This window comes from Kangiella spongicola, assembly GCF_003194565.2.
Classification (GTDB): Bacteria; Pseudomonadota; Gammaproteobacteria; order Enterobacterales; family Kangiellaceae; genus Kangiella; species Kangiella spongicola.
In genome coordinates, this window is record NZ_QICH01000002.1 from 240,269 (window position 1) to 266,075 (window position 25,807).

Consider the following 25,807-nt stretch of genomic DNA (forward strand, 5'->3'; position numbering starts at 1 on the left):
AGCAGCTAAAATAAGCGAGGATATAATGAAGAAACTAATCATCAGCAGCCTACTGTTAGCTGGAAGCGCTTTACCACTACAGGCTGATAATTCAGCGAGTAAACATTTTGTCCTCGTCACAACACACCAAAATGATATCGGCGAAATTTGCCCAGAGATGAACGCTGGGCAAACCTTATCCTTCGACTTTAAATCTAATAATGAAGTAGAGTTTAATCTTCACTATCACGAAGGCGAAAAAGTCAGCTACCCTATCGAGCCACATAAAGTCACTTCACTCCAGCAAAGCTTCGAGGCACCTATAAAGCAAACTTACTGCTTAATGTGGAAAGGACTAAGTGAAGAGCCAGCAAAGATCAAACTGAACTACCAAATACTGCCTAAACAAGAAACTGCGATAAAAACTATTTCAGAAGCAATCCCTATTTACCAGCCTCAAGCCGAATATCCAGAAGAAGCAATGAAAAACAATATAGAAGGTCAAGTAGTTTTTCTTCTAGATATAGCTCCAAGTGGAAAGGCAACAAACATTAGAGTACTCCATGAGAGTCCGAAAGACATATTTACAGACGTTTCAATCAAAGCAGTCTCTAAATGGATGTTCAAACCAAAAATAATTGATAGAAAGCCAGTAGAGCAAACCGATATGCTTTACACTATGAACTATAAGCTCGATTAAAGTTATATTTATCAGGGGCCGTCAAAGCCCCTTTTTAATAACATTTTTTTTAAATACACACCTCTTCAGCAGGCATGCGCATATTGTATTCATTAGCCATAACGCGCCCATAAGCTCCAGCATTTTCAATTAAAATCAAATCTCCTTCTTGAGTTTTAGGAAAGGGGATTTCAACGCCGAGTTTATCGGTACTTTCGCAAATTGGCCCCACTATAGTTGCCAGGTGCTCTTTCTCTGCGTTAAGTCTAGAAAGGTTAACGATATTATGAAACGAGCCGTATAGCGCAGGTCGCATCAGTGAGTTCATGCCTGTATTCAAGCCTACATAGTAATAGTTCTGCTTTTGCTTTACTTGAGTAACTTTTGATACAAGTACTCCAGTATTGGCGGAAATATAGCGGCCTGGTTCAATCCACAGTTGATACTGTGGGTATTCTGCTTGAACTGCCTGCAGGCTTGCATCAATGTGGCTCATGGTGAGCTCAGACTGCTGTGAGCGCTCTTTAATACCAAAGCCACCACCTAAGTTTAAGTATTTTACATTAGGGAACTGTGATGCAGTTTCAGCCAGTAAACGCGCATGTTCAGCCCAGTGTTCATTGCTTAAGATCCCACTTCCTGCGTGCGCATGTAAACCCACTACTTTAATTTTGTAGCTATTAATAACTGCGATCAGTTCAGCCAGTTCATCCATTGGTATGCCAAACTTAGACGTTGCCCCAGCGGTGCGAACATTGGCATGGTGTCCTTTACCAATATTTGGATCGACCCGTAGGAATATTTCCTTGCCTGCAAATATTTCAGGCCAATGTTTTAATGGGTAAGTACTATCTAGGGTTAAGCGAATTTCTTTTTCTAGAACTTTCTCGTATTCCTTTTTGTCAGCGAAGTTTGGAGTAAAGAATATTCGAGACCTATCAATATTTGGAAATAAAGTAAGGACATGGTTAACCTCGCCTAGCGAAACGGTTTCAAAGCCAGTACCAGCCTCGTAAGCGGTTTTTAGAACCTCAGGATTATTATTCGATTTAACGGCAAAAAATACTTTATCTACCGCACTTATAGTGTGTAAATTTTGAATATTATTTCGCACAGACTCTAAATCATAGATATAGGCGCTATCCCGCTCAGAGAGACATTTCTCAATAATACCTTGCTTAGCTTGCCACCACTTTTTTGTTTCACCCGTAACGTTACTTTGCTTCAGCTCTTTCGCCGTCGGGCCTAAAATTTCACTATTGGGATTATTCGTGATTAACAGCTCATGCAAGGACGCGATCACTTTACTGCTATGTTCCTGATCTATTACAAAGGTAAGGTTTAAATCAGATGCGGCCTGTGACAATAGATATACTTTGTAGGTTTCAAAGATTGAAAAAGCCGGTGCGATTTTATGCAATATAGCTCGAACATTTTTCCCGACAATCGACACAGCCGAGCAATCATGCATGACTTCAACTCGACACATTGCCGATAAGCCTTTAACTAACCCTGCCAGCCTTTTTTGACTGACTACCTGCGTCAAATTATCAAGACTTACTGTAATGTTCGTTTCAGAGGTCGAGACTAAATCTACCGAAACATGGTGTCGTTTAAATATGGCGAAGATATCAGCTAAGAAGCCAGCCTGCTGCCACATCCCTTGGCTCTCCATAGAGACCAAGGTGATTTCCTCTTTAGCTGTTACGCCTTTAACCATACCCCAGCTATTTTCAGTGCTACTAATGACGGTGCCATCGATATCCGGATCAACCGTCGAGCGGATATAAATGGGGATCTGACTAATTTTCGCAGGTCTAATGGCTCTTGGGTGTAGAACCTTTGCACCCGCAGAGGCCATCTCTTGAGCCTCTTCATAATTTAGCTGCTTTAATAATCGGGCATTAGCCACTTGGTTGGGATTAGCTGTAAATATACCTGGAACATCAGTCCATATTTCCAATCGCTCTGCTTCAATTTTGGCAGCGAAGTAAGCAGCCGATGAGTCAGAACCACCTCTCCCAAGAAGAACCGTTTCGTTATCACGCGTCGAGGCAATAAAGCCCTGCGAAATAATGATTGAAGAGTCCTCTATAGCGTTGAGGAGAGCTTCATCGCGTTCGAATTCACAGTTTGCACAAAGATAATCAATGCTCGGCGTTTCATGCGCAAACAAATAATCACGCGCATCTAACCTAAGAACCACCTCTTCAAATTGATTGCTTAAATACAGCTGCCCTGCTTTAGTCGCCCATAACTCACCCTGCGACATCACTAGAGCACGAACCCGCTCTGTCACTTCGCCTAATAAAGAAATTCCATCCAACAAACGTTTGAGGAAGCCATACTCTTCGTCGAGCAAATTATGTGGCAGCTCTAACTCCGTTAGTAACTTTTGATGAATGTCTACCACCTCTTCGAATGCACCTATGTATTCACCTTTCAAAGCCAGCTCGATTAAAGCGTCCAATTTATTTGAAACCGAACTTACCGCAGAATGTACAACAAATACTTTCTTCCCCTTGGCCTGTTTTCGCTTAATTATGCGCGCAATATTATCCCAATTACGACGTGTCGAGACGCTAGTTCCACCAAACTTAAGCAGTTGCCAAGAGTTATTTGTTGCCATGCTTTGATTCCTTAATCAATTGTATTCAGTTTATATAGACATAAAAAAACCCGCAGAGGATGACCTGTGCGGGTTTTAAGAGTTAGAAATTACAATCGTATTATTCACCCACAGCAGTACAGGGCGCGTTTTTTTAGCGCCTTCTTAGCCTGTTTCTTGCTTGAGTTAATTACGATTTTTACTGCTTTCATGCTATTGAATATAATTTATACAAATAGATTGTCAATAAAAATAGGGTTATTTTCGGCGCTTAGCTTTAAAAAAAGCTTTGAGTTGTGCTGAACATTGCTCTTTTAACAAGCCCGAATCAACTTCGCAGTGGTGATTAAATGGATCATGACGTAAAATATTAAGTACGCTCCCACCAGCCCCTGTACGCGGATCTTCTGTGGCATAAACGACCCTTGATACCCTAGCGTGAACTAATGCCATGGCACACATAGCGCAAGGCTCTAGAGTCACATACAAAGTCGTATCCACTAAACGGTAGTTCTCAAGCGCTTGACCTGCCTCACGCAAAGCCACAACTTCAGCGTGCGCCGTGGGATCATTACTCAATATTGGCTGATTAAAGCCCTCGGCAATAACCCCGCCATCCTTCACTAAAACCGCACCCACCGGCACCTCGCCCTTCTCCTTAGCGACTTCCGCTAACTCAAAAGCTCGTTGCATGTAGTCGTGATCTTGATCGGTGAAGTCAGTCATTGTCTTGTATGTTAGGCTAGGTGATAAGTTGCTAACCCACCCTATATGCTATAGCTTGTGGGGAAAAGGCTTATTACATAAGCCACAAAGTATTTATTAGCGAAAAGAAACATACGATTTTTCGTTTTATGCTAGGCGGAAACTCGCGCAAAGAAGGAGTGTACACACAGTACATGACTGATTGAGCAAGTTTCCAACACCGCAGAAATTGAAAAAGATATGTTTATTTCGCTAATTATTCCCACTCAATGGTGGCTGGCGGTTTCGAGGAAATATCATAAGTAACTCGAGAAATACCGTCCACTTCATTAATGATACGACCAGAGACATGCTCTAGGAAATCATATGGTAAGTGTGCCCAGCGAGCAGTCATAAAGTCGATGGTTTCTACCGCACGAAGTGCTACGACATAATCATATTTACGACCATCACCCATCACGCCTACCGATCTTACTGGTAAGAATACGGTGAATGACTGGCTCGTTTTGTGGTAAAGATCATGCTTATAAAGCTCTTCAATGAAGATTGCATCGGCACGACGAAGTAAGTCAGCATATTCTTTTTTAACTTCACCTAAGATACGAACGCCTAAACCTGGGCCTGGGAACGGATGACGGTAAAGCATGTCGTAAGGTAAGCCTAATTCAAGGCCGATTTTACGAACTTCATCTTTGAATAGTTCACGTAAAGGCTCTACAAGTTTCAATTCCATCTTTTCAGGCAGACCACCAACGTTGTGGTGAGACTTAATGACGTGTGCTTTGCCTGTTTTAGCGCCCGCAGACTCAATCACGTCTGGGTAAATTGTACCTTGTGCTAACCACTTTGCGTTGGTCAGCTTTTTAGACTCTTCATCGAAGATATCAATAAACACTTTACCGATAATCTTACGCTTCGCTTCTGGCTCGTCGACACCTTTAAGCTCGTCTAGGAAGCGGTCTTCTGCATCAATGCGAATAATGTTTAGGCCGAACTTATCGCCAAACATCGCCATCACTTGGTCCGCTTCGTTGAGGCGTAATAAACCATTATCAACGAATACACAGGTTAAGTTTTCGCCAATAGCGCGGTGTAACAACATTGCAGTAACCGAAGAATCAACACCGCCAGAAAGGCCTAGTACGACTTTGTCGTCACCAACTTGCTCTTTGATTTGCTCAATCGCATCATCAATAATGTTTTCAGCAGTCCACAAACGCTCACATCCACAAATCTCTGTGACAAAGCGCTCTAACATGCGGCCGCCTTGTTTCGTGTGTGTTACTTCCGCGTGGAACTGAATACCGTAGTAAGGCTTTTCTTTGTGTGCCATAGCTGCGATTGGTGCATTATCGCTAGAAGCAATCACTTCAAAGGTCTCAGGGACTTCTAATACTTTATCGCCGTGACTCATCCAAACGTCGAGCAATGCTTTACCTTCGGCATCGATTCTGTCTTCGATTCCGTCTAATAAATCATTTGGAGTATTGATATACACTTCGGCATAGCCAAACTCACGCTTCTCAGAACCGCCAACTTTGCCACCAAATTGGTAGGCCATTGTTTGCATGCCGTAGCAGATTCCAAGTACCGGAATACCAAGCTCGAACACTAGTTCTGGTGCTCTTGGCGTACCTTCGCCCGATACCGACTCAGGGCCACCCGATAGAATAATGCCTTGCGGATTAAACTCTCGAATATAGTCATCGCTAACGTCAAAAGGCACCAACTCACAGTAAACACCAATCTCACGAACTCGACGAGCAATTAACTGTGTGTATTGAGAACCAAAGTCCAAAATCAATATACGCTGATCATGAATATCTGTTTGCATCTTCTTACCTTTCTAGGTTAGCTAGTCGTCATACGCTACTTGCGTATCACTTAAAAAATCAAAAAGCCGCAGCTAAATTTCTGCGGCTTGGTTTGTCCGTCTTTTAGAAGCACTTCTAAACATAACGCTGGAAAAATCCTCAAGGTCAAGGCAAATCAATTTGAATTTGCGGAGATTGAGTTTTTTAACAGTTAGACTCTATAATTAGGGGCTTCCTTGGTGATTGAAACATCATGCACATGACTCTCGCTCATGCCGGCACTTGTGACTCTCACAAACTGAGCTTTAGTACGAACTTCTTCAATCGTTCTACAGCCCGTTAGCCCCATGCTTGAACGTAATCCGCCCATCATCTGATGAACGATTGTTGTCATGTAGCCTTTATAAGGAACACGACCCTCAATACCTTCTGGAACTAATTTATCGGCTGCGTTCGAACTTTGGAAGTAACGATCCGCTGAACTGTTTTTCTGTGACATGGCGCCTAATGAGCCCATACCACGGTACGATTTATAAGAACGACCTTGGTAAAGCTCTACTTCGCCTGGTGCTTCTTCTGTTCCGGCTAGCATCGAGCCAACCATAACGCAGTGTGCTCCTGCTGCAATTGCTTTACACATATCGCCTGAGAAGCGGATACCGCCATCTGATATAAACGGCACACCTGAACCTTCAAGTTCTTTAGCAACACTTGAGATTGCTGAAACTTGTGGCACACCAACACCAGTTACGATACGCGTAGTACAGATAGAGCCTGGGCCAATACCAACTTTAACGCCGTCGGCGCCTGCATCGACTAGAGCACGAGCGCCCGCGGCTGTCGCTACGTTGCCACCGATTACTTGTTTGTCTGGATAGTTCTGTTTAACCCACTTAATGCGGTCTAGAACGCCTTGTGAGTGACCATGAGAGGTATCAACAAGAATAATATCAACGCCAGCTTCAACGATAGCTGCTACTCGGTCTGGCGTTTCAGAGCCAGTGCCCACAGCAGCGCCCACACGTAAATGACCATAGCGGTCTTTACAAGCGTTTGGCTTGCTTTCTGCGTTGTTAATGTCTTTAACTGTGATCATGCCTTTCAGATCGAACTTATCATTCACGACCAACAGTTTTTCAATTCTGTGAGTGTGTAACTTGTCCAAGATTTCTTCTTGGCTTGCACCTTCAGTTACTGTCACTAGACGCTCTTTTGGCGTCATTACTGATGAAACAGGTTGTCCATCACGATTTTCAAAACGGATATCGCGGTTAGTCACTATACCGACTAACTGATCACCTTCAACCACAGGCATACCAGAAATACCGTATTCCTGAGTCATAGATCTCAGTTGGCCTACAGTTGTATCGGGGGTGACAGTGATAGGATCGCTTACAACACCGCTTTCGAATTTTTTCACGCGGCGAACATGCTCGGCTTGTTGCTCGATAGACATATTTTTGTGAATAAAGCCCATCCCGCCTTCTTGCGCAAGTGCAATTGCAAGACTTGATTCTGTTACAGTATCCATTGCTGCTGAAACAAGTGGGATATTTAGAGCGAACTCACGGGTAATTTTAGTACGCAAATCAGCGTCTGCTGGAAGGACTGTAGAGTGTCCCGGTACTAATAAAACGTCGTCAAAGGTTAGAGCTTCCTCTATAATGCGCATAGGGTGTACCACGTATTATTTAACGTCAATGCGACAGGCACTGACTTGATGAAGCGCGTTATTATAACGCGCCCATAGCACGCAGGTAAATAGGTATCAACCAAATAACTTAAGCATTTGTCTCAAATTATGATAAAACCGATTTTAGAACCACAAAAACCGACACAACAACGCAAAGTTTACTCAGTTACCGAACTGGCGCTAAACGTAAGACGCCAGTTAGAACAAGAAATCGGTCAAATTTGGATTACCGGCGAAATATCAAATCTAGCAACGCCACGCTCAGGGCACTGGTACTTTACCCTAAAAGATTCTGACGCCCAGTTACGTTGTGCTATGTTCAAAAACCGTAATCGCGGCGTTCGTTTTACCCCTGAAGATGGCCAACAAGTCTTGATGCGTGCCAAGCTTAGCCTTTATGAGCCAAGGGGTGACTTGCAGTTAATCGGCGAATATATGGAGCCTGCTGGCGAAGGGGCATTACAGATAGCCTTTGCTCGCCTTAAGCAAAAGCTAAATAACGAAGGTCTCTTTGCTCCAGAACTGAAGCGACCAATTCCGACCTTTCCCAACAAAATAGGCATTATCACCTCGGCAACTGGTGCCGCCATACGTGACGTTCTAACCGTCTTAAAGCGCCGTATGCCCCATGTTCCAGTGATCATTTACCCAAGCCAAGTGCAAGGCGAAAAAGCCGCCAAAACCATTATCGAGCAGCTCAAGGTTGCTAACCAACGTAACGAGTGTGATGTATTGCTGGTTACACGTGGCGGCGGTTCGCTCGAAGATTTGTGGTGCTTTAATGACGAGCAGTTAGCTAGAGAAATTCGCAACAGCAAGATTCCCGTTGTGTCGGCAGTTGGCCACGAGGTCGATACCTCTATCAGTGATTTAGTAGCAGACTTGCGAGCCCCCACTCCTTCTGCCGCTGCTGAAGTGTTGGTACCTAACCGCGTTGATATTATCCATAAATTTCAAACTCTCGAGCGTCGCTTAACCAATGAGTTCCAACACAAACTTCAGATCCAACAAGCAAAACTCGATAAATTAGTCGCTAAAATCGTACACCCTAAACAACGTTTGGCACAAAGCGAAGCCGACCTGAATCGCCTGATTAAACAACTTAAAGTCGCACAAAAGCGTTATCTCGAGCAGAAAACTTTTAACCTAAACAATGCTAGATCGTGCTTGCAAAGCTACAAGCCAGAAAGACACTTAGAGCAATCTCAACAAAAGTTAGACGCATGGTTAAAGCAATTAAACCAAGCTATGAAGCAACAGTTAGGGGAATCACGACAAGCCTTCGCGCTAACCGCACAAAAGCTGAATGATATTAGTCCTTTAGCAACACTAGATCGTGGATATACGATTACTCAAGACGAAAATGGTAAGGCATTGCGTACAGCGAAAGACGCAAAAAAGGCTAAAAAGTTAATAACAAAGTTTAAGGATGGGGAAATAGAAAGTAAGCCACAATAGGCTTACTTTCTTAAAATCATTTCTTGCCGAACTTCTTAATAGCACGCTTTTTCTTTAAGCGTTGACGACGTGACAGTTCACGACTCTTGTTGGTCTTATCCGCAAAGGGATTATCACCCTCTTTGGTTTCAAGCCGAATTGGCGTACCAATTAGATTAAGCTTCTTACGGAAGAAATTAATCAAGTAGCGCTTATAACTTTCCTGAAGTTTACTCACCTGTTTACCGTGTATAACGATAATTGGCGGATTATGACCACCTGGGTGGGCGTAACGTAGTTTAATACGGCGGCCTTTAATGGCTGGCGGCTGATGACGCTCATAAGCTTGCTCTAAGAGACGCGTCAGTTGTGAAGCCGACATCTCGATCAGGGCACTCTCCCATGCTTCATCAACGGATTCCCACAAATGCCCAACATTAGAGCCATGCAAAGCTGAAATAAAGTGTATTCGTGCAAAATCAACAAAACCTAAGCGACGATCGATTTCAACCTTAACTTCTTCACGCTGCTCTTCGGTCATGCCATCCCACTTGTTGATAGCAATCACCATCGAACGACCGGCATCAATAACATGACTAATTAAACTTAAGTCTTGATCGGTAATAGGCTCTCTAGCGTCCATCACCATAACAACGACATTGGAGTCACCAATGGCTTGCAATGTTTTCAAGACTGAGAATTTCTCTACTGCCTCTTTAACTTTGCCTCGACGGCGCACACCAGCGGTGTCAATCAAAGTATAAGGCTTGCCACGACGCTCCATTTCGATATAAATACTATCGCGAGTCGTTCCTGGCATATCGAATACAACAACACGCTCTTCGCCTAAAAAGCGGTTAATAAGCGTCGACTTACCCACGTTTGGACGACCTACTACTGCTAGCTTCACGCCACGCGCTTGTAGCTCCTCAATAGTCTGCTCTTCTTCATTGACAGGGGTAAGTTCTAGATTATCGAGAATGGTATCAATTAAAGCCGATACACCACGACCATGCTCTGCAGCAAGTCCTAAAATAGTACTGTAGCCAAAGCTATAATACTCGGCGATAGCGGCTTCTGCGTGAACACCATCAACTTTGTTCACGGCTAGAATAACGGGCTTTTGTTGGCGTCTTAATTGCTCTGCTACATATTCGTCAGCAGCGGTCATGCCAGTTCTGGCATCAACCATAAAGACAACAATATCGGCTTCATCAACCGCCTGTAGCGATTGCTTTGCCATTAAGTCATCAATTCCCTCTTCGTCACCTGCGATACCGCCTGTGTCGACCACAATAAACGGTTGGCCATTAAGCTTTGCTTGGCCATACTGACGATCTCGGGTTAATCCAGGGAGGTTAGCAACAAGAGCATCGCGCGACTTAGTCAGTCGATTGAACAGTGTTGATTTACCAACGTTGGGACGACCAACGAGCGCGATTACTGGAAGCATAAATAGATACTCTTACTTGTCTTCAACTTTATTGAAGACGTACATAAAACCAAAACGACTAGTTAGGATAACTTCATCATCTGTCACAACAGGCTTGTGTGCAAAACCATAGCTGTCTAAATGATCACGCGCCACAAACTCACCGCTAGACTTATCTAGAAAATGGACATAACCTTCGAAGTCACCAACAATTAATTCATCACCAAGCGCAGCGGCTGCAGTCGGCCTACGGTATTTCAGACCTTCCTGTTTCCATGCCACATCACCCGTGGTGCGACTAATAGCAACAATAGTGCCATCAGTAGTCACGGCATAAACGCGTAAAGAATCAACGTATAAATCTTTTACCGTCGATAACTCTTGGCGCCATAAGTAGCGACCGTTTGTGAGGTCCATAGCAATGGCATAACCATTATAACCAGCGCCGTAAAGCACATTACCAAAAACGACAGGAGTAGTATCAACATCAACAATGCGCGAGATATCAGAGCTACCACGAGGCGAAGAAACTCGCTGTTCCCACATCAAGTCACCAGAGCCCAAATTAAAGGCAGCGATTTTACCGTTAGCAAAGCCCGTTAAAACCACGCCATTGGTGATTAAAGGAGCAGAGGTTCCACGAATCGTTAAGTTAGGGATAACACGATCATAAAACCATTCTTGGCTACCATCATTACTGTCTAGGGCAAAAATCTTACCGTCTGCGGTACGCACCACAATCATGGTGCCGTCGATTGCAGGCTTGGCTAAAACTTCGCTTGATACTTCTTTACGCCAAACCTCGCTACCATCTTCAACGTTTAGTACTATGACGTTTGCTTTCTTAGAGCCCACCGCTACCAAACCCGCATTAGCACTAATACCGCCAGAAAGAGGTTCTTTCAAATCCACTTCCCATACGATATCGCCTGACTCGCGGTCAAAAGCAGTCACTAAGCCCTTAATATCTGCAGTTAGAACATAGTTGTCCCAAACAGCAGGCGTTAAATCATTAAACTTCTCATCAGCACCTTCGCCAACTGACTCTGACCAACGAACATCAATTTCAAATTTTGAGTCAACATCTTGCAACTCTGTTGGTGGGTTGACGATTTCGTCAGAGCAAGCCGCAAGAAGAACACAAGCTGCTAATGAAGTTAATAATTTAGATTTAACGTTAAATGTCATACTTTATCCTGTTATAAAGAATTTTTTATCAAGCACTTATCGCTTATAAGCGAATTGTCGTTATTATTTCTCGATTCCAAATTCAGATAAGCGTAATGCTAGCAATGGGTTAGGCGTACCGCTTGAAGCTTCTCGAGCTTCTATAAAAGCATTCTTGGCTGCTTCTCTGTCGCCTTTCGCTAACAAAGCTTCGCCTTTAACTAACAAAGCGCTATCTTTAAATGCCGCTGTTTCTATGGAATCGGCTTGGCTGATTGCTGCATCATATTTTTCTTGTGCAAGTAAAACACGAGCCAAGCGCACCTCGGCCACTGGAGTAAAGGCCTTGTTACCTTGGTCAACAACCCAGCGCAATTGTTCCGCTGCGGCGTCTAAATTATTTTTTGCCACCTCAATTTCAGCAAGCTTTAGAGCTGCTAGAGCGGCATAACTGGTCGCGCTGTAGTCAGCTTTTAATGCTTCAGCTTTTTCAACGAACTGAGCTTGCTCAGCATCACCAGCAACAATCGCATCAACGGCTTCTGCATACTGCTGCGACGCAAGTTCAGCCTGCTCTTTTTGATAATCTTTATAGTAGTCCCAACCAAAAATACCACCAAAGCCAATCACTGCGCCTAAAATAATCGCTTTACCATTCTCTTTCCAAAAGCTTTTGATCGCTTCAACCTGTTGTTCTTCTGTCTCATATTGAGCCATTGCTGGTCCCCTAACTCTAATTACTGGTTAATTAATGATTTCAATTGCTCAGCCACTTCCGATTGAGCCAACTGTAATTGATCTTTTTGTTCACGCAAGAATTTAACACCTACGGTTTTTTCTTGCACCTCTTGTTCGCCAAGTACTAACGCTATTTGGGCACCGCTTTTATCGGCACGCTTAAATTGCTTCTTGAAGTTACCACCGCCAAAATTATTACGCACACTTAACTCAGGCAGTTTCTCGCGAAGCTGCTCAGCCAACTGAATAGCATTAATTTCAGCTTCTTCGCCAAGCGCCACCATATAAACGTCTGCAAGCGCTGGTTTTATCGGTGCAATCTCTTCGAGTAGCGCTACGATTCGCTCAATTCCCATTGCAAAGCCGCTGGCAGTGGTTGCATGGCCACCTAATTGCTCTGTAAGACCGTCATAACGGCCACCAGCACAGATAGTGCCTTGTGCACCAAGCTTGTCGGTAATCCACTCGAACACGGTACGGTTGTAATAATCGAGACCGCGCACCAAGTTAGTATTGACTGTATATTCAACGCCATTGGCTTCCAGTATTTTGCACAGCTGCTTAAAGTGTTGCTCAGACTCTGGATCCAAATGCTCGGATAGCTTCGGCGCGTCTGTGACTAACGCCTGTACCTCTGGGTTCTTACTGTCCAAGATACGAAGTGGGTTTGAGCCGAGACGTCGCTGGCTATCTTCGTCCAACTGATCTTTGATCGGCTCGAGAAACGCTACAAGTTTATCTCTATACGCCGCTCGCGCTTCATTTGAGCCTAAGGAATTAATTTCCAAGCGTACCGAGTCGGATAACCCTAATTCACGCCATAAACGCGCGGTCATCAAGATTAATTCAGCATCAACATCAGCTGTAGCAATACCAAAGGTTTCTACACCCAACTGATGGAACTGACGGTAACGTCCTTTTTGCGGACGCTCGTGGCGGAACATAGGGCCCATATACCAAAGGCGCTGCTCTTGGTTATACAGCAAACCATGCTCGATCCCAGCGCGAACACAACTAGCGGTACCTTCAGGGCGTAAAGTTAAACTATCGCCATTGCGGTCTTCAAAGGTGTACATCTCTTTTTCAACAATATCAGTCACTTCGCCGATAGAGCGCTTAAAGAGCTGAGTTTTTTCCACGATCGGCATGCGAATTTCAGAATAGCCATAACTATTCATCAAACGACGTAAAATCGTTTCTAGCTTTTGCCAATATGGTGTCTGTTCCGGCAATATGTCGTTCATGCCGCGAATTGCTTGAATTTTTTGCGCCAAAATCTATCCCGATACGTTCAAGTGATAATTTTTGTGAAAGTGCGAAATTATAGCTAATTTGGCGAAAAACAGTAGTTATTTCGCCGTAATTTCAGAATTTATAAGGTCTTATAGCGGATCTAGTGGGAAATTGCTACTTTACTTCCTCGATAGGCAGTTGTTCAGCGCCTTTAGTCTTTTCGTCTGTCTGGGCTTTTTTAGCGGCTATCTGAGCTCTAATACGGGCTTCCAACTCATCTACCAAGTCTTCGTTAGCGACTTTATGGCTTTTATCGCCATCCAAATAGAGCATACTTTTCTTAAAACCACCGGTGAGTCCAACCGAAACTTCTTTAGCTTCGCCAGGCCCATTAACCACACAGCCAATCACTGCAACATCTAAGTGCTCGTTTACGTCTTCAAGACGCTCTTCGAGGGCATTAACCGTTTTAATAACGTCAAATTGCTGGCGTGAACACGATGGACAAGCGATAAGGTTAATCCCTCTTTGACGCAAACCCAAACTTTTAAGAATATCGAAACCGACTTTGATTTCCTGAACTGGATCGGCGGCTAACGAAATTCGAATGGTGTCACCAATACCTTCTGCCAGTAACATTCCTAAACCCACTGAAGACTTCACAGTACCTGAGCGGAAACTGCCCGCCTCTGTAATACCTAAGTGTAACGGGTTGTCGATCTCTTTGGCTAAAATACGATAAGCAGCAACAGTCATATAAACGTCTGAGGCTTTTAGGCTGATTTTGTAATCTTTAAAGCCGTGGCGCTCTAGAATATCAATATGGCGATATGCTGATTCGACCAAAGCTTCGGGCGTAGGCTCCCCGTACTTTTCTTGCAGATCTTTCTCTAATGAACCGGCATTAACACCAATTCGAATCGGAATGTTTCGCGCTCTAGCCGCGTCTACCACAGCTTTAACACGCTCTTCAGAGCCGATATTACCTGGATTAATACGTAAACAATCGACACCATACTCCGCAACTTTTAGTGCTATGCGGTAATCAAAATGAATATCCGCGACTAAAGGGATCGGTGATTGCTTTTTAATTTCTTTGAAGGCTTCCGCCGCTTTCATCGTCGGCACTGAAACACGGACTATGTCAGCTCCGGTATCTGCTAACGCCTGGATTTGCTGAACCGTAGCTTCAACATCACAAGTATCCGTATTAGTCATACTTTGGACAGCGATTGGCGCATCGCCACCTACCGGAACATTTCCGACCATAATTTGACGTGATTTACGTCGTTGAATCCAAGATGGACTATTCATAATTGTTGCTATCTCACCTTGTTACCTATCTCACTGGATTTCCCAGCATCGCAAGTAACAGTTAAATCAATGCTAAAATCAGGAGTCGCCAAGAGTTAGTTTGGCAGCTCGAGTATCTGGGTATTGCGACAGGTCGACCTCATTACCATCGAATGATAACTCTACCGCTGAAGCCTTACCAAGATTCAAATAATATGGGGTTTTCCCCGAAAGTTGCAAGTTTGTACCAGCCGACTTTATGCCCAGCGCCAACACCTTTCCAGTAGCGTCTTCGATGCGCACCCAGCAATCATTAGTAAAGCTTAAAAAGAGCGACTGACCAGAATTAGCTGTGGCACTGACATTGCTAGAGTTACGCTGAACTTCCTCTGCAACACTCGATGACTCGTCTGCGTCATCAAGTGGTAAGCTACCAGTATCAGATCTTGGGTCATTATCAGTAGAATCTTCTGAGTTTTTTGATTCGAGGGTATTTAATTCAAGGCTACCGTCTGCATCATCACTTTCATCTTGTGGTTTGTCGCCAGGCAAAGACAATGAGCCACTAGACTCGCTGTTTGGCTGACCATCATCCCCCTCATAGTTATCAAGCTCTAATCCTTGGTCATCACTTTCCAGCTGCTCAGTTTCCTGTCCCGCAGGGATAACTTTTTTCCACAACTCTTTTTCAACCACTATGTAGTATATGGCAACGACTAATGCCAAGATGATCAACCCCGTGACAATCTTGAACAACCAGTTATTAGAGTTTACAGACTTCTCCAAGGACATTCCCTCGACTCTAGGCGCCGAAGGACTTTTAAATAGATTGTTTTTCCGACAAAACTGTTCGAAGTTTGCGAGGACGTCAGTTTCATTTAACTCAAGAAACTCTGCATAGTTTTTTACATAGCCTCGATAAAAAGTGACGGGCAAATCGCCTGCATATTCGTCACTTTCAATTTGCGTAAGCACAGACTTCGTCAGTTTTAGGCGTTCCGACACTTCATCAAGCGATATCTCCTTCTCTTCCCGGGTACGCTTTAATAAAGCGCCAGGGCCAAAGTCATGATTATCAGAATGCTGTTCGGTTTCTTCAGTCATAGCTTATCGCAGGTTTAGGTATTCTGTAGCTTGTGGCGAGTTAGGATAAAGCTGCATAAGCTTCTCACCATAACTGCGCATACTGGCACGATTACCAATAGCTTTTGCCGCCTTGAAGCCAAGCAACAGCGAACCAGCTGTTGGGCGCGCGCGACCTTCAAAGCGGAAGATATAATCCGCTGCACGTCGCGGGTTGCCTTGCTCATAAAAAACACTCGCAAGACCATACAAGGACTTATGTAAACTTGGGTTTAGCGTTAGCGCTTTTTCAAAATACTCTTCGGCTTGAGTCACTTGACCAGCATTTAGACTACAAAAGCCTGCGTTTTCATAAGCTTCGCCCACCGATGTGTAGTTAGGCTGTGATATGGCTTTTAAAAAATACTCAATACCTTCCGCATACTCTTTTTTTGACTCACATAAGAATGCGCCGTAGGCATTGAGGTAATCTGGGTTTTTTGGGGCTTTTTTGATGGCTTGACGGTAATAACCATCGGCTTTTTCATATTCATAAACAGCTTGATAGTAATAACCTAACCCATAAAGAACATCTGGCAAGTCAGGCTTATGCTCATAAGCCTTAATTAGGTTCTGTTTCGCTCTCTCCATATAACCGGTTTCGATATACTTCAAACCTAGCGCCAAACGAGTTTGCGCAGCTTTAGTTGCATCATATTTATTCTTGCTAACCTCGATACCATCATTGGTTGAGGCTGAAACCGTTGTTGTCGTTGTCGTTTCACAACCAACCAAAGCCATTCCTGCAACCAGTAACATCCAGTTAAGAGATTTCATTAATACCTACCTGCTTATTATAATCGTAACTTAAACTAAAGCCCTCACATCAATATCGTTGGAGAACTGAGTTCGTCTTTGCTGTCGCTTAGTTTTATCGTTAATCTTACCCGCGAGCTGCCCACAAGCCGCATCAATATCATCACCGCGCGTACGGCGAACGACAACAACAAAGCCATTGCGGTGCAAATAATCGCTAAATGCATCGATTGCCTTCGGCGTTGACGTTTCGTAATGAGTCTGTGGAAACGGGTTGAATGGAATTAGATTAATCTTACAGGGCGTATTTTTCAATAGCTTAGCTAATTGTTTTGCATGTTCTATGCTGTCGTTAACATCTTTCAGCATGACATATTCAACAGTTACTTTGCGCGCCGCATTCGACTTTTCCATGTAGCGGTGGACGCTAGCCATGAATTCTTTGATCGGATACTTTTTATTAATAGGGACTAATACGTCACGCAGCTCATCGTTTGGCGCGTGTAGCGAGATAGCCAAAGCCACATCAATATCATCAGCCATACGGTCAAGCTGAGGTACCATGCCTGAAGTACTTAATGTTACACGGCGCTTAGAGAGTCCGTAAGCAAAATCATCCAACATCAACTGCATAGAGTTGATAACCGGCTGATAGTTAGCCAAAGGCTCGCCCATGCCCATCATCACAACGTTGGTTACCGCTCGATCATCACTTTTATGCTTACCGTTCAGATAACGCGCCGCATGCCATACTTGGCCGATAATTTCAGCCGTAGTAAGGTTACGGTTGAAACCTTGATAACCCGTTGAGCAGAAACTGCACTCGAGTGCACAGCCGACTTGTGACGATACACACAAGGTGCCGCGGTGACGCTCTGGAATAAAGACCGTTTCGATAGCCTGTCCGCCAGGAATTTTCAAAGCCCACTTAATGGTGCCATCGCTAGACTCCTGAACACTTAAGACTTCTGGACCTTCGATCACAGCAACATCGGCTAGTTTCTGGCGACACGCCTTACTGATATTAGTCATCTCGTCGAAGTTATCGACGCCAAACTGGTGAACCCACTTCATGACTTGTTGAGCACGGAATGGCTTTTCACCGAGTTCAACGAAGAACTCCACCATTTCATCGCGCGTCAGGTTGAGTAGGTTGGTTTTTTCATTAACCGTAGTAGAACAACTCATTAGGAATACCTTTTTGCGATTAAAATCACCCGTCTTCACTATAACTGCGCTAAAAAGTGCTCAATTACCTAAATGGTAATCTTCGTATTTTCACACCTTTTATGCCTTGTTATAGCATCAACAAGCGGTTTTAAAGCTTTACAACGAAAACGCCACAAAGCTATTTGTATAAATTTTACGCTATTCTAGGCGCTTAGCACTTCAATAGCAAAATAACTGTCATTAAAAAATGCAGGCTAAGCCTGCATTTTCATTTTAAGTCATCACATATTTCTTAAAAGACTTAGAAATTTGTCTTTAGTTCAAGAAACTGCTTAACAGCCCCATGGCTAAAGAAAACTTAAAAACGAAGAGTTTTGTTTAAGTTCGAGGCGCCTGAATGTTTTTAGCGCAGGTGACCTGCTAGGTCATTGAGCATGAAAAATATTCAGGCAACAAAAGAAATTAGACAAAACAAACGTTTTTAGCGAGTGCGAGGGCAAATTTCGTCTGAAGAGAAGAAATAGCTAATCTCACGCTCAGCTGACTCAGGGCTATCTGAACCGTGTGCAGCGTTCTCGTCTACTGATACCGCGTAGTCTGCACGGATAGTACCGCGTAGCGCTTCTGCTGGGTTTGTTGCACCCATGATTTCACGGTTTGCTTTGATTGCGTTTTCGCCTTCAAGAACCTGAACCATTACTGGACCAGAAGTCATGAAATCAACTAGTGCGCCAAAGAAAGGACGTTCTTTGTGCTCAGCGTAGAAACCTTCAGCTTTTTCGCGAGAAAGGTGGATCATTTTAGAAGCAACGATGCGAAGACCTGCGCGCTCGAAACGTGAGTAGATTTCACCAATAACGTTTTTCGCTACTGCGTCTGGTTTTACGATAGAAAAAGTACGTTCAACAGCCATTTTAGACTCCAATAATTGTTAATAAGCAATAAATTAGTATTTTGCCAAGACTACCTTCTCGGCACAGTCTGTAAAGACAAACTGGGAATTTGTGCGGCTAAACGCTGGCTGTTTACTCAGAGCCAAAATACGCTAGCGCAAAAAAGGGGTTAATTGATAACCCCTTTAAAATCGCGCGTATTATACAGAATGTGCATTATTTGGGCAATGCCGAAGACGCTGTTATTAGTAGTGATTCATCATATTATCGATATGAAGCACAGATTCAGCGCTGAGTGGGATATGGCTGAAGCTACTGGCTTCTGGGGAATAGCTTCCTTTTATCTCGATTTTAAGTTTATAAGTACCAATATCGAGCTTTTGGTCGTCTAAATTGCTCAACTTCAGTTCACCGCCAAAACGCTCAGCACCACCAGGCTTGATTTCTATAGAATGCAGCGCTTGGGTGAACATTCTATCTTTTGACCATATTGTGACTAATTGATCCTTGTCATCATAAAGATAAATTTCAAAAGTTTGACCTGAAGTGAAATCTAAACGAATAGTTTCATCTGAGTGGTTAATTAGAGTGATATTCGCTTCTACGGATTGTTGCTGATTCAAGATAACCGGCTCTGATGGAAATTGCGCCGACAGCTCAATGCCGCCTTGATTCGGTAATGTCATACTCCCTACTTTTGCGTGTTCCAGTTCGAACTCCACGCTACCAAGAATCGAATCTTGCGTCCACTTTACCAGCCCTACATTCGGTACAAACCAAGCGCTTTCAAGCCCTTCGTCAAAGCAATAGCCCGAAAAGTCTAAACGTAATGCATTGCTGAAAGTACCGGCTGCGATTGTTGCCGTCGCAGATTTGTCAGCCAACACGGCTCTATCAGTACAGCCATCAATACGGACTGGGTATTCCGTACCTACTGCATCCTTTGCATCAAATAACAGATCAGCCTCTTCAGACTCGTTATACCAATAAACCTTCTGGCCGTCGTTTGACACCCACAGCCATTGATTTTCTTTCCCGAAGTAGCTGGAATACTGCTTCCAGTTTGCACCAGAGCTTTCCACAACCGAAACACTAACTGTTCCGCCATGAGTATTTTTATAACTGCGGTAATCCACTGGTGAAGTCATGGTGTAGCTTTGCGCAGATGTGATCGTGGTGGAGACTGCGATTGATAATCCAAATACTACTTTGCTCAATGTGTTCATGTTCTCTCCTAGAAATATACGCCCCAGGTATGTGGGTATTGGTTAAAGACAGGGGTATTATTTCCAGAAAGCGAAAAGCTTCCAGTGAACTTAATTTGACAGATATGACAGTTGCGTTAAAACAACCCTAAGCAACTGATTATTCAGGGTTTTTATACCTTTCTCGTTGCCTCGAGCAAAGGTGACATTTTTATGTCGCTGTAGATTTTATTGCTGGGAGAGAGTTATTGATAAATCGTAGGATCGGTAAAGCCCTGCTCTTCAAAACCTTTGCGTCTTAAAATACAAGAATCACACTCACCACAAGCTCTGCCATCGTCGTCTGACATATAGCAGGAGACAGTTTGCTGGTAATCCACGCCAAGAGCCACGCCAGACGCTATAATCTGCGCCTTTGTCATGTCGCTCAAAGGAGCTTCAATATGCACTTTACGGCCTTCTACACCGGCTTTAGTGGCTAAATTGGCCATGTCCTCAAAAGCTTGAATAAACTCTGGGCGACAGTCAGGGTAACCAGAGTAATCGACAGAATTAACCCCAACAAAGATATGCTGTGCTTCTAAAACTTCAGCCCAGCCAAGTGCAATTGATAAAAATACGGTATTTCGCGCGGGAACATAGGTTACTGGAATATCCGCTTCTTCTGCGATAGCGTCACCAACTGGAACATCGATATCGTGATCCGTAAGCGCAGAACCACCAATTTCAGTCATATCAAGTTTCACTTCAATGTGCTTTTTTGCGCCAAACTGAGTCGATACAGCCTTTGCCGCTTTAAGTTCAGCTACGGTACGCTGACCATAGTTGAAACTCATGGTGTAGCATTCGTAGCCTTGCTCTTTTGCCATGGCGAGGACTGTGGTCGAGTCGAGTCCGCCGGAAAGTAGTATTACTGCTCGTTTTGTCATGGTGTTCACTATCGCTTCTTTAAAATACTAATACAGCGCTAATTAATCATTAGTTATGAGTAGATAAACATGTTCATTTTTTGTCCGAGCAAAAAACGAACCAAAAAAGCTCGCCCCAAAAGTTAGGCGCCCTGCGCTTCCCTCGCAATCAAAAGTTATTTAACGTGCCGTAAAACGAAACATCCCTATTTCGTTTTTACTAAATTGGGCTCTCCCTGCCCAATTTACACTATAACTTATGATTCCAAGGCTAACTTTTAAGGGGGTTACCGTCACCTAAAAGTTAGTAACGAAGTAAATGTTTCGTGATAACCCGCAAGGTACATTTTTCTGACACTTTCGAAGAAGGCCTTAACCTCAGTTTTTGCTTGGCACTAAACAGCGAAAATCGTATAAAGCACTAAAGATAACAAACACCAACCTTTTGTTTAAGGTATTGGAAGCAGGAAAAATGCTCAGCCTGCGAGGCATTCAATCGATTCAAACACGGAGCTTACTAAAGTAAGTGAGTATTTTGAATCGATTAGAATAACAAAGCAGAAGAGTATTTTAACAATTCCAATCAGACCCCGGTACGCTCACCCCAAATAACTTTATGCAGTTGCACCTGCATTCTCACTCTTAATCGATCTTTTAAGATCCACTCGGCTAAGTCTGCATATTCTACCTGTCCATAGCTTGGTGAAAATAGGACTTCGCATTTTTCGGTTAAGTTGTATTTGTCGATGGTCATTTTGCACCAGTCGTAGTCTTTGCGGCTACAAATGACGAACTTGACTTGGTCGGTTGGTTTTAAGCGGTCAATGTTTTCATATAGATTACGAGACATTTCACCGGAATCAGGGGTTTTTAAATCCATCACGACCATTACACGTTTGTCTAAGACCGATATATCATGCGCGCCACCGGTTTCCGTAGAAACCTTGTAACCCTTTTCACAAAGTAAGTGGTAAAACTCATAAGCACGTTTTTGAGCGAGCGGTTCGCCTCCTGTCATACAAATATGCTGACAGTTATATTGCTCGATTTCCGCTAATATTTCGTCATAGCTCATCCACTCACCGCCACCGAAGGCATAGTCTGTATCGCAGTAAGTGCAACGCAGAGGACATCCTGTAAGGCGTACAAATACTGTAGGAAGGCCGACCGTTAGGCTTTCGCCTTGTAGTGAGTGGAAAATCTCAGTGATTCGTAATTTGCTCAAAATGAACCTAAGTAGTAAAAGAAGTGTTTATAAATTGGGCGGATTGTAACAAAAAAGCCGACTAAATAGTCAGCTTTTTATCGATATTAGTGCTTTTGAGCGGCTGGTTGGTTTTATAACGAACCTAGCTTCACTTTAGCGAGCTTACCTGCGGTAGAGTTTGGAAAAGCCTTCGCTAACTCTTGGTAAGTTTTTTTCGCTGCAGCTTTGTCGCCACTAATCTCATAAGTTTGCGCTAGTTTTAATAGTGCCTTGTCCTTGATTGTAGTTTCAGGGAATTGGCTATAAACCGCTTCAAACTCACTAGCTGCCTGCTTATACTCTTTATCGTTAAAGTGTAGTTGACCCAAAATATAGTGTGCGTTAGAGGCTAACGCATGATCTGGATAGTCTTTTACGAAAGCTTTAAAAGAGCTTTTAGCAAAGGCGTATTTTTTTTCACTAAACTGGGTGAATGCTTTGTTATAGGCGATTTGGGCATCACTCAAGTCTGCGTTACCTTCCGCCTGATTCCCCGTCTCATCAGTGCCAGCTAGTTCCGGACTGATTAAGCCACCCTGATTTGCGTCGCTGAGACGTCGATCAAGGTCGGCATACAATTCTTTTTGCTGACGTTGCAGCTTTTGGATCAAATAGGCTTGCTCTTCAGATTGGCCTCGCAAATAGCTAACTTCACGTTGAAGCTGCATCACTTGGCGCATCAACTCACCGACTAACTTGTTTTGGTCATTATCTTTGAATTGTTGAACCGCTTCGACTGCTTTACCATCGACCACAGGAGCAGCAGTGTTGCCCACAGCAGATGCTGTGAGCAACGATAATGCGATTATCTTAGTAAAACGATAATTCATTACTGATATTTAATTTCCACGCGACGGTTTTCTTGCCATGCTTGCTCAGTGTGACCTGGGTTCGCTGGCGACTCTTCACCAAAGCTAATAACTTCGATTTGGCTCGCAGATACACCGTAAGTACGCATTAATTGAGCTACTGACTTCGCACGACGCTCGCCTAACGCTAAGTTGTACTCAGGAGTACCACGCTCGTCCGCATGACCTTCAAGAACAACTTTCTTACCTGTTGCTTGAATGTGCTTTGCGTGAACTTCTAACAACTCCATATCACCACTACGGATAGCATCGCTATCGAAGTCGAAATAGATTGTTGTGTTTTCCAACAATGCCGCGATACGCTGTCTTTCTGCTTCTTCAGCAGCACGTTGACGTGCTAAAGCTTCAGCTTCTGCGTTTGTAGCGTCATCTTGTTGAACCGTTGTATCAGTAGTTTCTTCTGCTGGCTCTGTAGTGCTACATGCCGCTAACGTTGCCGCCGCGAACAAAGCCATTAGTAATTTTACCGAACGTTTCATTGTCATCCTCCAGGATTGTTATTTAACTATTATTACATTTACAAAATAAAAGGAGACCAAGCCGGAGCCTTAACCTCTCCAACGTTGGCCGGTAGTCTTGCCTTAAAGCGTCCATCCATTGAAACTGCACTCAAAACTTTTTGACGCCCATCGACAGTAGAGAAAATTATCATGCTACTGTTAGGAGCGACTGACAACGATTCATCCAAACTGGTTGTCGTCAACACAGTTAGGTTCCCCGTCTCGATGTCTTGTGCAGCCACATGGAAATTACCATTGCTTTGATGAACCATCACAATAGTTTTCCCGTCCGGTGCGAATTCAGCGCCGGCATTATACCTACCCTCGAAGGTTACCCTTTCTGCATCCCCTCCTGCAAGTGAAACCCTATAAATTTGCGGTTTTCCTCCTCGATCTGAGGTGAATATCAAACTTTTACCATCTGGATTCCACGAAGGTTCGGTATCAATTGCATAATGTCGCGTTAATCGTTTAAGACTTTTTGTGGCTAAATCCATAACATAAATTTCTGGATTTCCGTCTTTCGACAGTACCATCGCCATTTTAGTACCGTCTGGTGACCAAGCTGGCGCACTATTAAATCCTTTAAAACTTGCGATTAACTCACGCTGTCCCGTAGCAATGGTTTGAATAAATATTTCCGAACGACCATTCTCAAAACTAACATAAGCTAGTTTATTCGCATCTGGCGACCAAGTTGGTGACATGATTGGCTGTTTTGATGAAAAAATCTTAGTTTGATTAAAACCATCACTATCCGCCACATTCAACTCATAAGGTTTTTCCGCTAATCGATCGACTTGAACATAAGCAATCTGAGTCGCGAAAGCACCGCGTTCACCAGTTAACGCTTCATAAATTTCATCAGCCGCAATATGCGCAGCCCAACGGAAATTATCATCATTGACCAGTTTGGTTTTTAGCACCATTAAGTGGAACGACTGATCTACTAATGGGTAGCTACCTGAAGCAATATTCGACTCCATCACCGCCTTATCGTTATAAGGGTCAATCAAGTCATAAGACACCATGTACTTACCCGGTGCTGTTTCTTTAACAACACCATAAACCACACCGTCGACGCCTAATTCTTTCCAAGCATCAATATCCACTTCCGTGATGTCGCTTGGGTTTTGCGGCAAATCAGAAATATCAACTGGCTTGAATTTACCGCTGCGCTCTAAATCATCCGCAATGATTTGTGAAAAATTGTGTGGCGGTGAAATCTTTACTTCCGACGCACTTTCAAACTTAAATGGCAAAACGGCCACAGGTCTCGCATCATCGCGGCCTTCAGTAATATAAATTTGCACTTCAGCTTGAGCCGAATAAGCCATCAAGCCAATACACAATATCATCAGTTTTTTACAAATATGTTTCATAGAGTCTCTACTCTCTTTGTTTAATCTTGTTTTGGTTCAAACGTAATTCCAATAACTCTCAGCTCTTCAATGACATCTGGATCTTCAGGGAATGGCAAAGGTTCCGATCTGTGGACCGCAGCCAATCCCGTATTACAGGTTGCATCGTCTGTACCATTAACAACCTGCGCATCAAGCACAACCCCACCAGGCCCAGTCCTAATTTGGACTTTACACATTCCTGGGTTTTTAGGTTTGTACCAGTTTTGTTGTATCTTTGCGTCAATCATAGCCAAGTATTTATCTCGCTCGGTCATGACCTGCGCTTTCTTAACGTCGCCTTCCATTGCATCGAAGAACTCGCCTTCTTGAGCCGCTAGCTCTTCTAGAAGTCGCTGCTCTTCTTCCTTACGTTTACGCTCGGCTTCCTCACGCTTCTTGCGTTCAGCTTCTTCTTTCTTGCGTTTCTCTTCAGCCTTACGTTTTTTCTCGGCTTCTTCTTTCTTACGTTTTTCTTCGGCTTTACGTTTTTTCTCGGCCTCTTCTTTCTTGCGCTTCTCTTCGGCCAGACGCTTTTTCTCAGCTTCTTCTTTTTTGCGCTTTTCTTCCTCAAGCTTTTTCTCTAGCGCAATTTTTTTCTTGCGCTCAAGTTCAGCCTGTTCTTTCGCCTGTTTCTCAGCCTCGGCTTTTTCTTTGGCTTTTTGTTCAGCAATTTTCTTTTGACGCTCTATTTCTCGTTGCTTTGCTTTTTCTTGCTCGAGCTTTTTCTGACGCTCTTTTTCGCGCTTTTCTAACTCCGCTTTCGATGGCTCAGACTTAGCCGGAGGCGGCGTTTGTTTCGGAGCTTGCGCGATGCGCGCTTGAATCGGTGCGTCGACGTACTTATGATCAGGAATATTTGGCTGCCAAATAAACTTCCAAACAATTGCACCGATCAGTACTAAATGCAGTACGACCGATAAAATAATAGGTAAAATGTTTTTCTTATTAGACAAAGTT

General features: G+C 43.7%; 22 protein-coding genes. 2 read left to right on the top strand and 20 right to left on the bottom strand.

Features of this window, described 5'->3' with window-relative positions:
* The first annotated feature begins 25 nt into the window (after positions 1-25).
* The gene (locus DL796_RS06720; protein ID WP_110200943.1) at positions 26-679 is read left to right on the top strand and encodes an energy transducer TonB; all 654 of its coding nucleotides are present in this window, start codon (positions 26-28) and stop codon (positions 677-679) included.
* 49 nt (positions 680-728) lie between these two features.
* Here DL796_RS06720 and DL796_RS06725 read toward each other — a convergent pair whose 3' ends face one another.
* The 4 genes from DL796_RS06725 to guaB form a co-directional block, all read right to left on the bottom strand.
* Positions 729-3,287 (bottom strand): bifunctional aspartate kinase/diaminopimelate decarboxylase, encoded by a 2,559-nt coding sequence (locus DL796_RS06725; RefSeq protein WP_110200944.1) that lies wholly within the window; start codon positions 3,285-3,287, stop codon positions 729-731.
* Positions 3,288-3,524: 237 nt separating this feature from the next.
* Positions 3,525-3,992: a tRNA adenosine(34) deaminase TadA gene (gene tadA / locus DL796_RS06730; protein WP_110200945.1), complete on the bottom strand. Its 468-nt coding sequence runs from the start codon at positions 3,990-3,992 to the stop codon at positions 3,525-3,527.
* Between the two features lie 235 nt (positions 3,993-4,227).
* Positions 4,228-5,805: a glutamine-hydrolyzing GMP synthase gene (guaA, locus tag DL796_RS06735; protein WP_110200946.1), complete on the bottom strand. Its 1,578-nt coding sequence runs from the start codon at positions 5,803-5,805 to the stop codon at positions 4,228-4,230.
* Between the two features lie 191 nt (positions 5,806-5,996).
* Positions 5,997-7,457 (bottom strand): IMP dehydrogenase, encoded by a 1,461-nt coding sequence (gene guaB, locus DL796_RS06740; RefSeq protein ID WP_110200947.1) that lies wholly within the window; start codon positions 7,455-7,457, stop codon positions 5,997-5,999.
* Positions 7,458-7,586: 129 nt separating this feature from the next.
* Here guaB and xseA point away from each other — a divergent pair, with 129 nt between their 5' ends.
* Positions 7,587-8,936, top strand: a complete 1,350-nt coding sequence (gene xseA, locus DL796_RS06745) for an exodeoxyribonuclease VII large subunit (protein ID WP_110200948.1) — start codon at positions 7,587-7,589, stop codon at positions 8,934-8,936.
* Between the two features lie 16 nt (positions 8,937-8,952).
* Here the strand turns inward: xseA and der are convergent, their stop codons facing one another.
* The 16 genes from der to tolA all read right to left on the bottom strand — a co-directional run bounded on the left by der (position 8,953) and on the right by tolA (position 25,803).
* Positions 8,953-10,368, bottom strand: coding sequence for a ribosome biogenesis GTPase Der (gene der, locus DL796_RS06750; RefSeq protein ID WP_110200949.1), 1,416 nt, complete (start codon positions 10,366-10,368; stop codon positions 8,953-8,955).
* Between the two features lie 12 nt (positions 10,369-10,380).
* Positions 10,381-11,535: an outer membrane protein assembly factor BamB gene (gene bamB, locus DL796_RS06755; protein WP_110200950.1), complete on the bottom strand. Its 1,155-nt coding sequence runs from the start codon at positions 11,533-11,535 to the stop codon at positions 10,381-10,383.
* A 63-nt stretch (positions 11,536-11,598) separates the two neighbouring features.
* The gene (locus DL796_RS06760) at positions 11,599-12,231 is read right to left on the bottom strand and encodes a YfgM family protein (protein ID WP_110200951.1); all 633 of its coding nucleotides are present in this window, start codon (positions 12,229-12,231) and stop codon (positions 11,599-11,601) included.
* Between the two features lie 20 nt (positions 12,232-12,251).
* Positions 12,252-13,526: a histidine--tRNA ligase gene (hisS, locus tag DL796_RS06765; protein ID WP_110200952.1), complete on the bottom strand. Its 1,275-nt coding sequence runs from the start codon at positions 13,524-13,526 to the stop codon at positions 12,252-12,254.
* 133 nt (positions 13,527-13,659) lie between these two features.
* Positions 13,660-14,799 (bottom strand): flavodoxin-dependent (E)-4-hydroxy-3-methylbut-2-enyl-diphosphate synthase, encoded by a 1,140-nt coding sequence (gene ispG, locus DL796_RS06770; protein WP_110200953.1) that lies wholly within the window; start codon positions 14,797-14,799, stop codon positions 13,660-13,662.
* Between the two features lie 78 nt (positions 14,800-14,877).
* Complete coding sequence (locus tag DL796_RS06775; RefSeq protein ID WP_110200954.1) at positions 14,878-15,882, bottom strand: RodZ domain-containing protein; 1,005 nt, start codon at positions 15,880-15,882, stop codon at positions 14,878-14,880.
* Between the two features lie 3 nt (positions 15,883-15,885).
* Positions 15,886-16,677 (bottom strand): type IV pilus biogenesis/stability protein PilW, encoded by a 792-nt coding sequence (pilW, locus tag DL796_RS06780; protein ID WP_110200955.1) that lies wholly within the window; start codon positions 16,675-16,677, stop codon positions 15,886-15,888.
* 30 nt (positions 16,678-16,707) lie between these two features.
* The gene (rlmN, locus tag DL796_RS06785; RefSeq protein ID WP_110200956.1) at positions 16,708-17,844 is read right to left on the bottom strand and encodes a 23S rRNA (adenine(2503)-C(2))-methyltransferase RlmN; all 1,137 of its coding nucleotides are present in this window, start codon (positions 17,842-17,844) and stop codon (positions 16,708-16,710) included.
* 463 nt (positions 17,845-18,307) lie between these two features.
* On the bottom strand, positions 18,308-18,739 hold the full coding sequence (gene ndk / locus DL796_RS06790) for a nucleoside-diphosphate kinase (protein ID WP_110200957.1): 432 nt from the start codon (positions 18,737-18,739) through the stop codon (positions 18,308-18,310).
* 225 nt (positions 18,740-18,964) lie between these two features.
* Positions 18,965-19,945 (bottom strand): BsuPI-related putative proteinase inhibitor, encoded by a 981-nt coding sequence (locus DL796_RS06795; protein WP_110200958.1) that lies wholly within the window; start codon positions 19,943-19,945, stop codon positions 18,965-18,967.
* A 224-nt stretch (positions 19,946-20,169) separates the two neighbouring features.
* Entirely contained in the window at positions 20,170-20,853 is a 684-nt protein-coding gene (gene queC, locus DL796_RS06800; RefSeq protein ID WP_110200959.1) for a 7-cyano-7-deazaguanine synthase QueC, read from the bottom strand.
* Between the two features lie 562 nt (positions 20,854-21,415).
* On the bottom strand, positions 21,416-22,057 hold the full coding sequence (gene queE, locus DL796_RS06805) for a 7-carboxy-7-deazaguanine synthase QueE (RefSeq protein ID WP_110200960.1): 642 nt from the start codon (positions 22,055-22,057) through the stop codon (positions 21,416-21,418).
* Between the two features lie 113 nt (positions 22,058-22,170).
* Entirely contained in the window at positions 22,171-22,908 is a 738-nt protein-coding gene (ybgF, locus tag DL796_RS06810; RefSeq protein WP_110200961.1) for a tol-pal system protein YbgF, read from the bottom strand.
* A complete protein-coding gene (pal, locus tag DL796_RS06815) occupies positions 22,908-23,426 on the bottom strand; it encodes a peptidoglycan-associated lipoprotein Pal (protein ID WP_110200962.1) in 519 nt (172 codons plus the stop codon). Before pal ends, ybgF begins: the two co-directional genes overlap by 1 nt.
* A gap of 38 nt (positions 23,427-23,464) precedes the next feature.
* Positions 23,465-24,829, bottom strand: coding sequence for a Tol-Pal system beta propeller repeat protein TolB (tolB, locus tag DL796_RS06820; protein WP_110200963.1), 1,365 nt, complete (start codon positions 24,827-24,829; stop codon positions 23,465-23,467).
* Positions 24,830-24,849: 20 nt separating this feature from the next.
* On the bottom strand, positions 24,850-25,803 hold the full coding sequence (gene tolA, locus DL796_RS06825; RefSeq protein ID WP_110200964.1) for a cell envelope integrity protein TolA: 954 nt from the start codon (positions 25,801-25,803) through the stop codon (positions 24,850-24,852).
* Positions 25,804-25,807 lie beyond the last annotated feature (4 nt).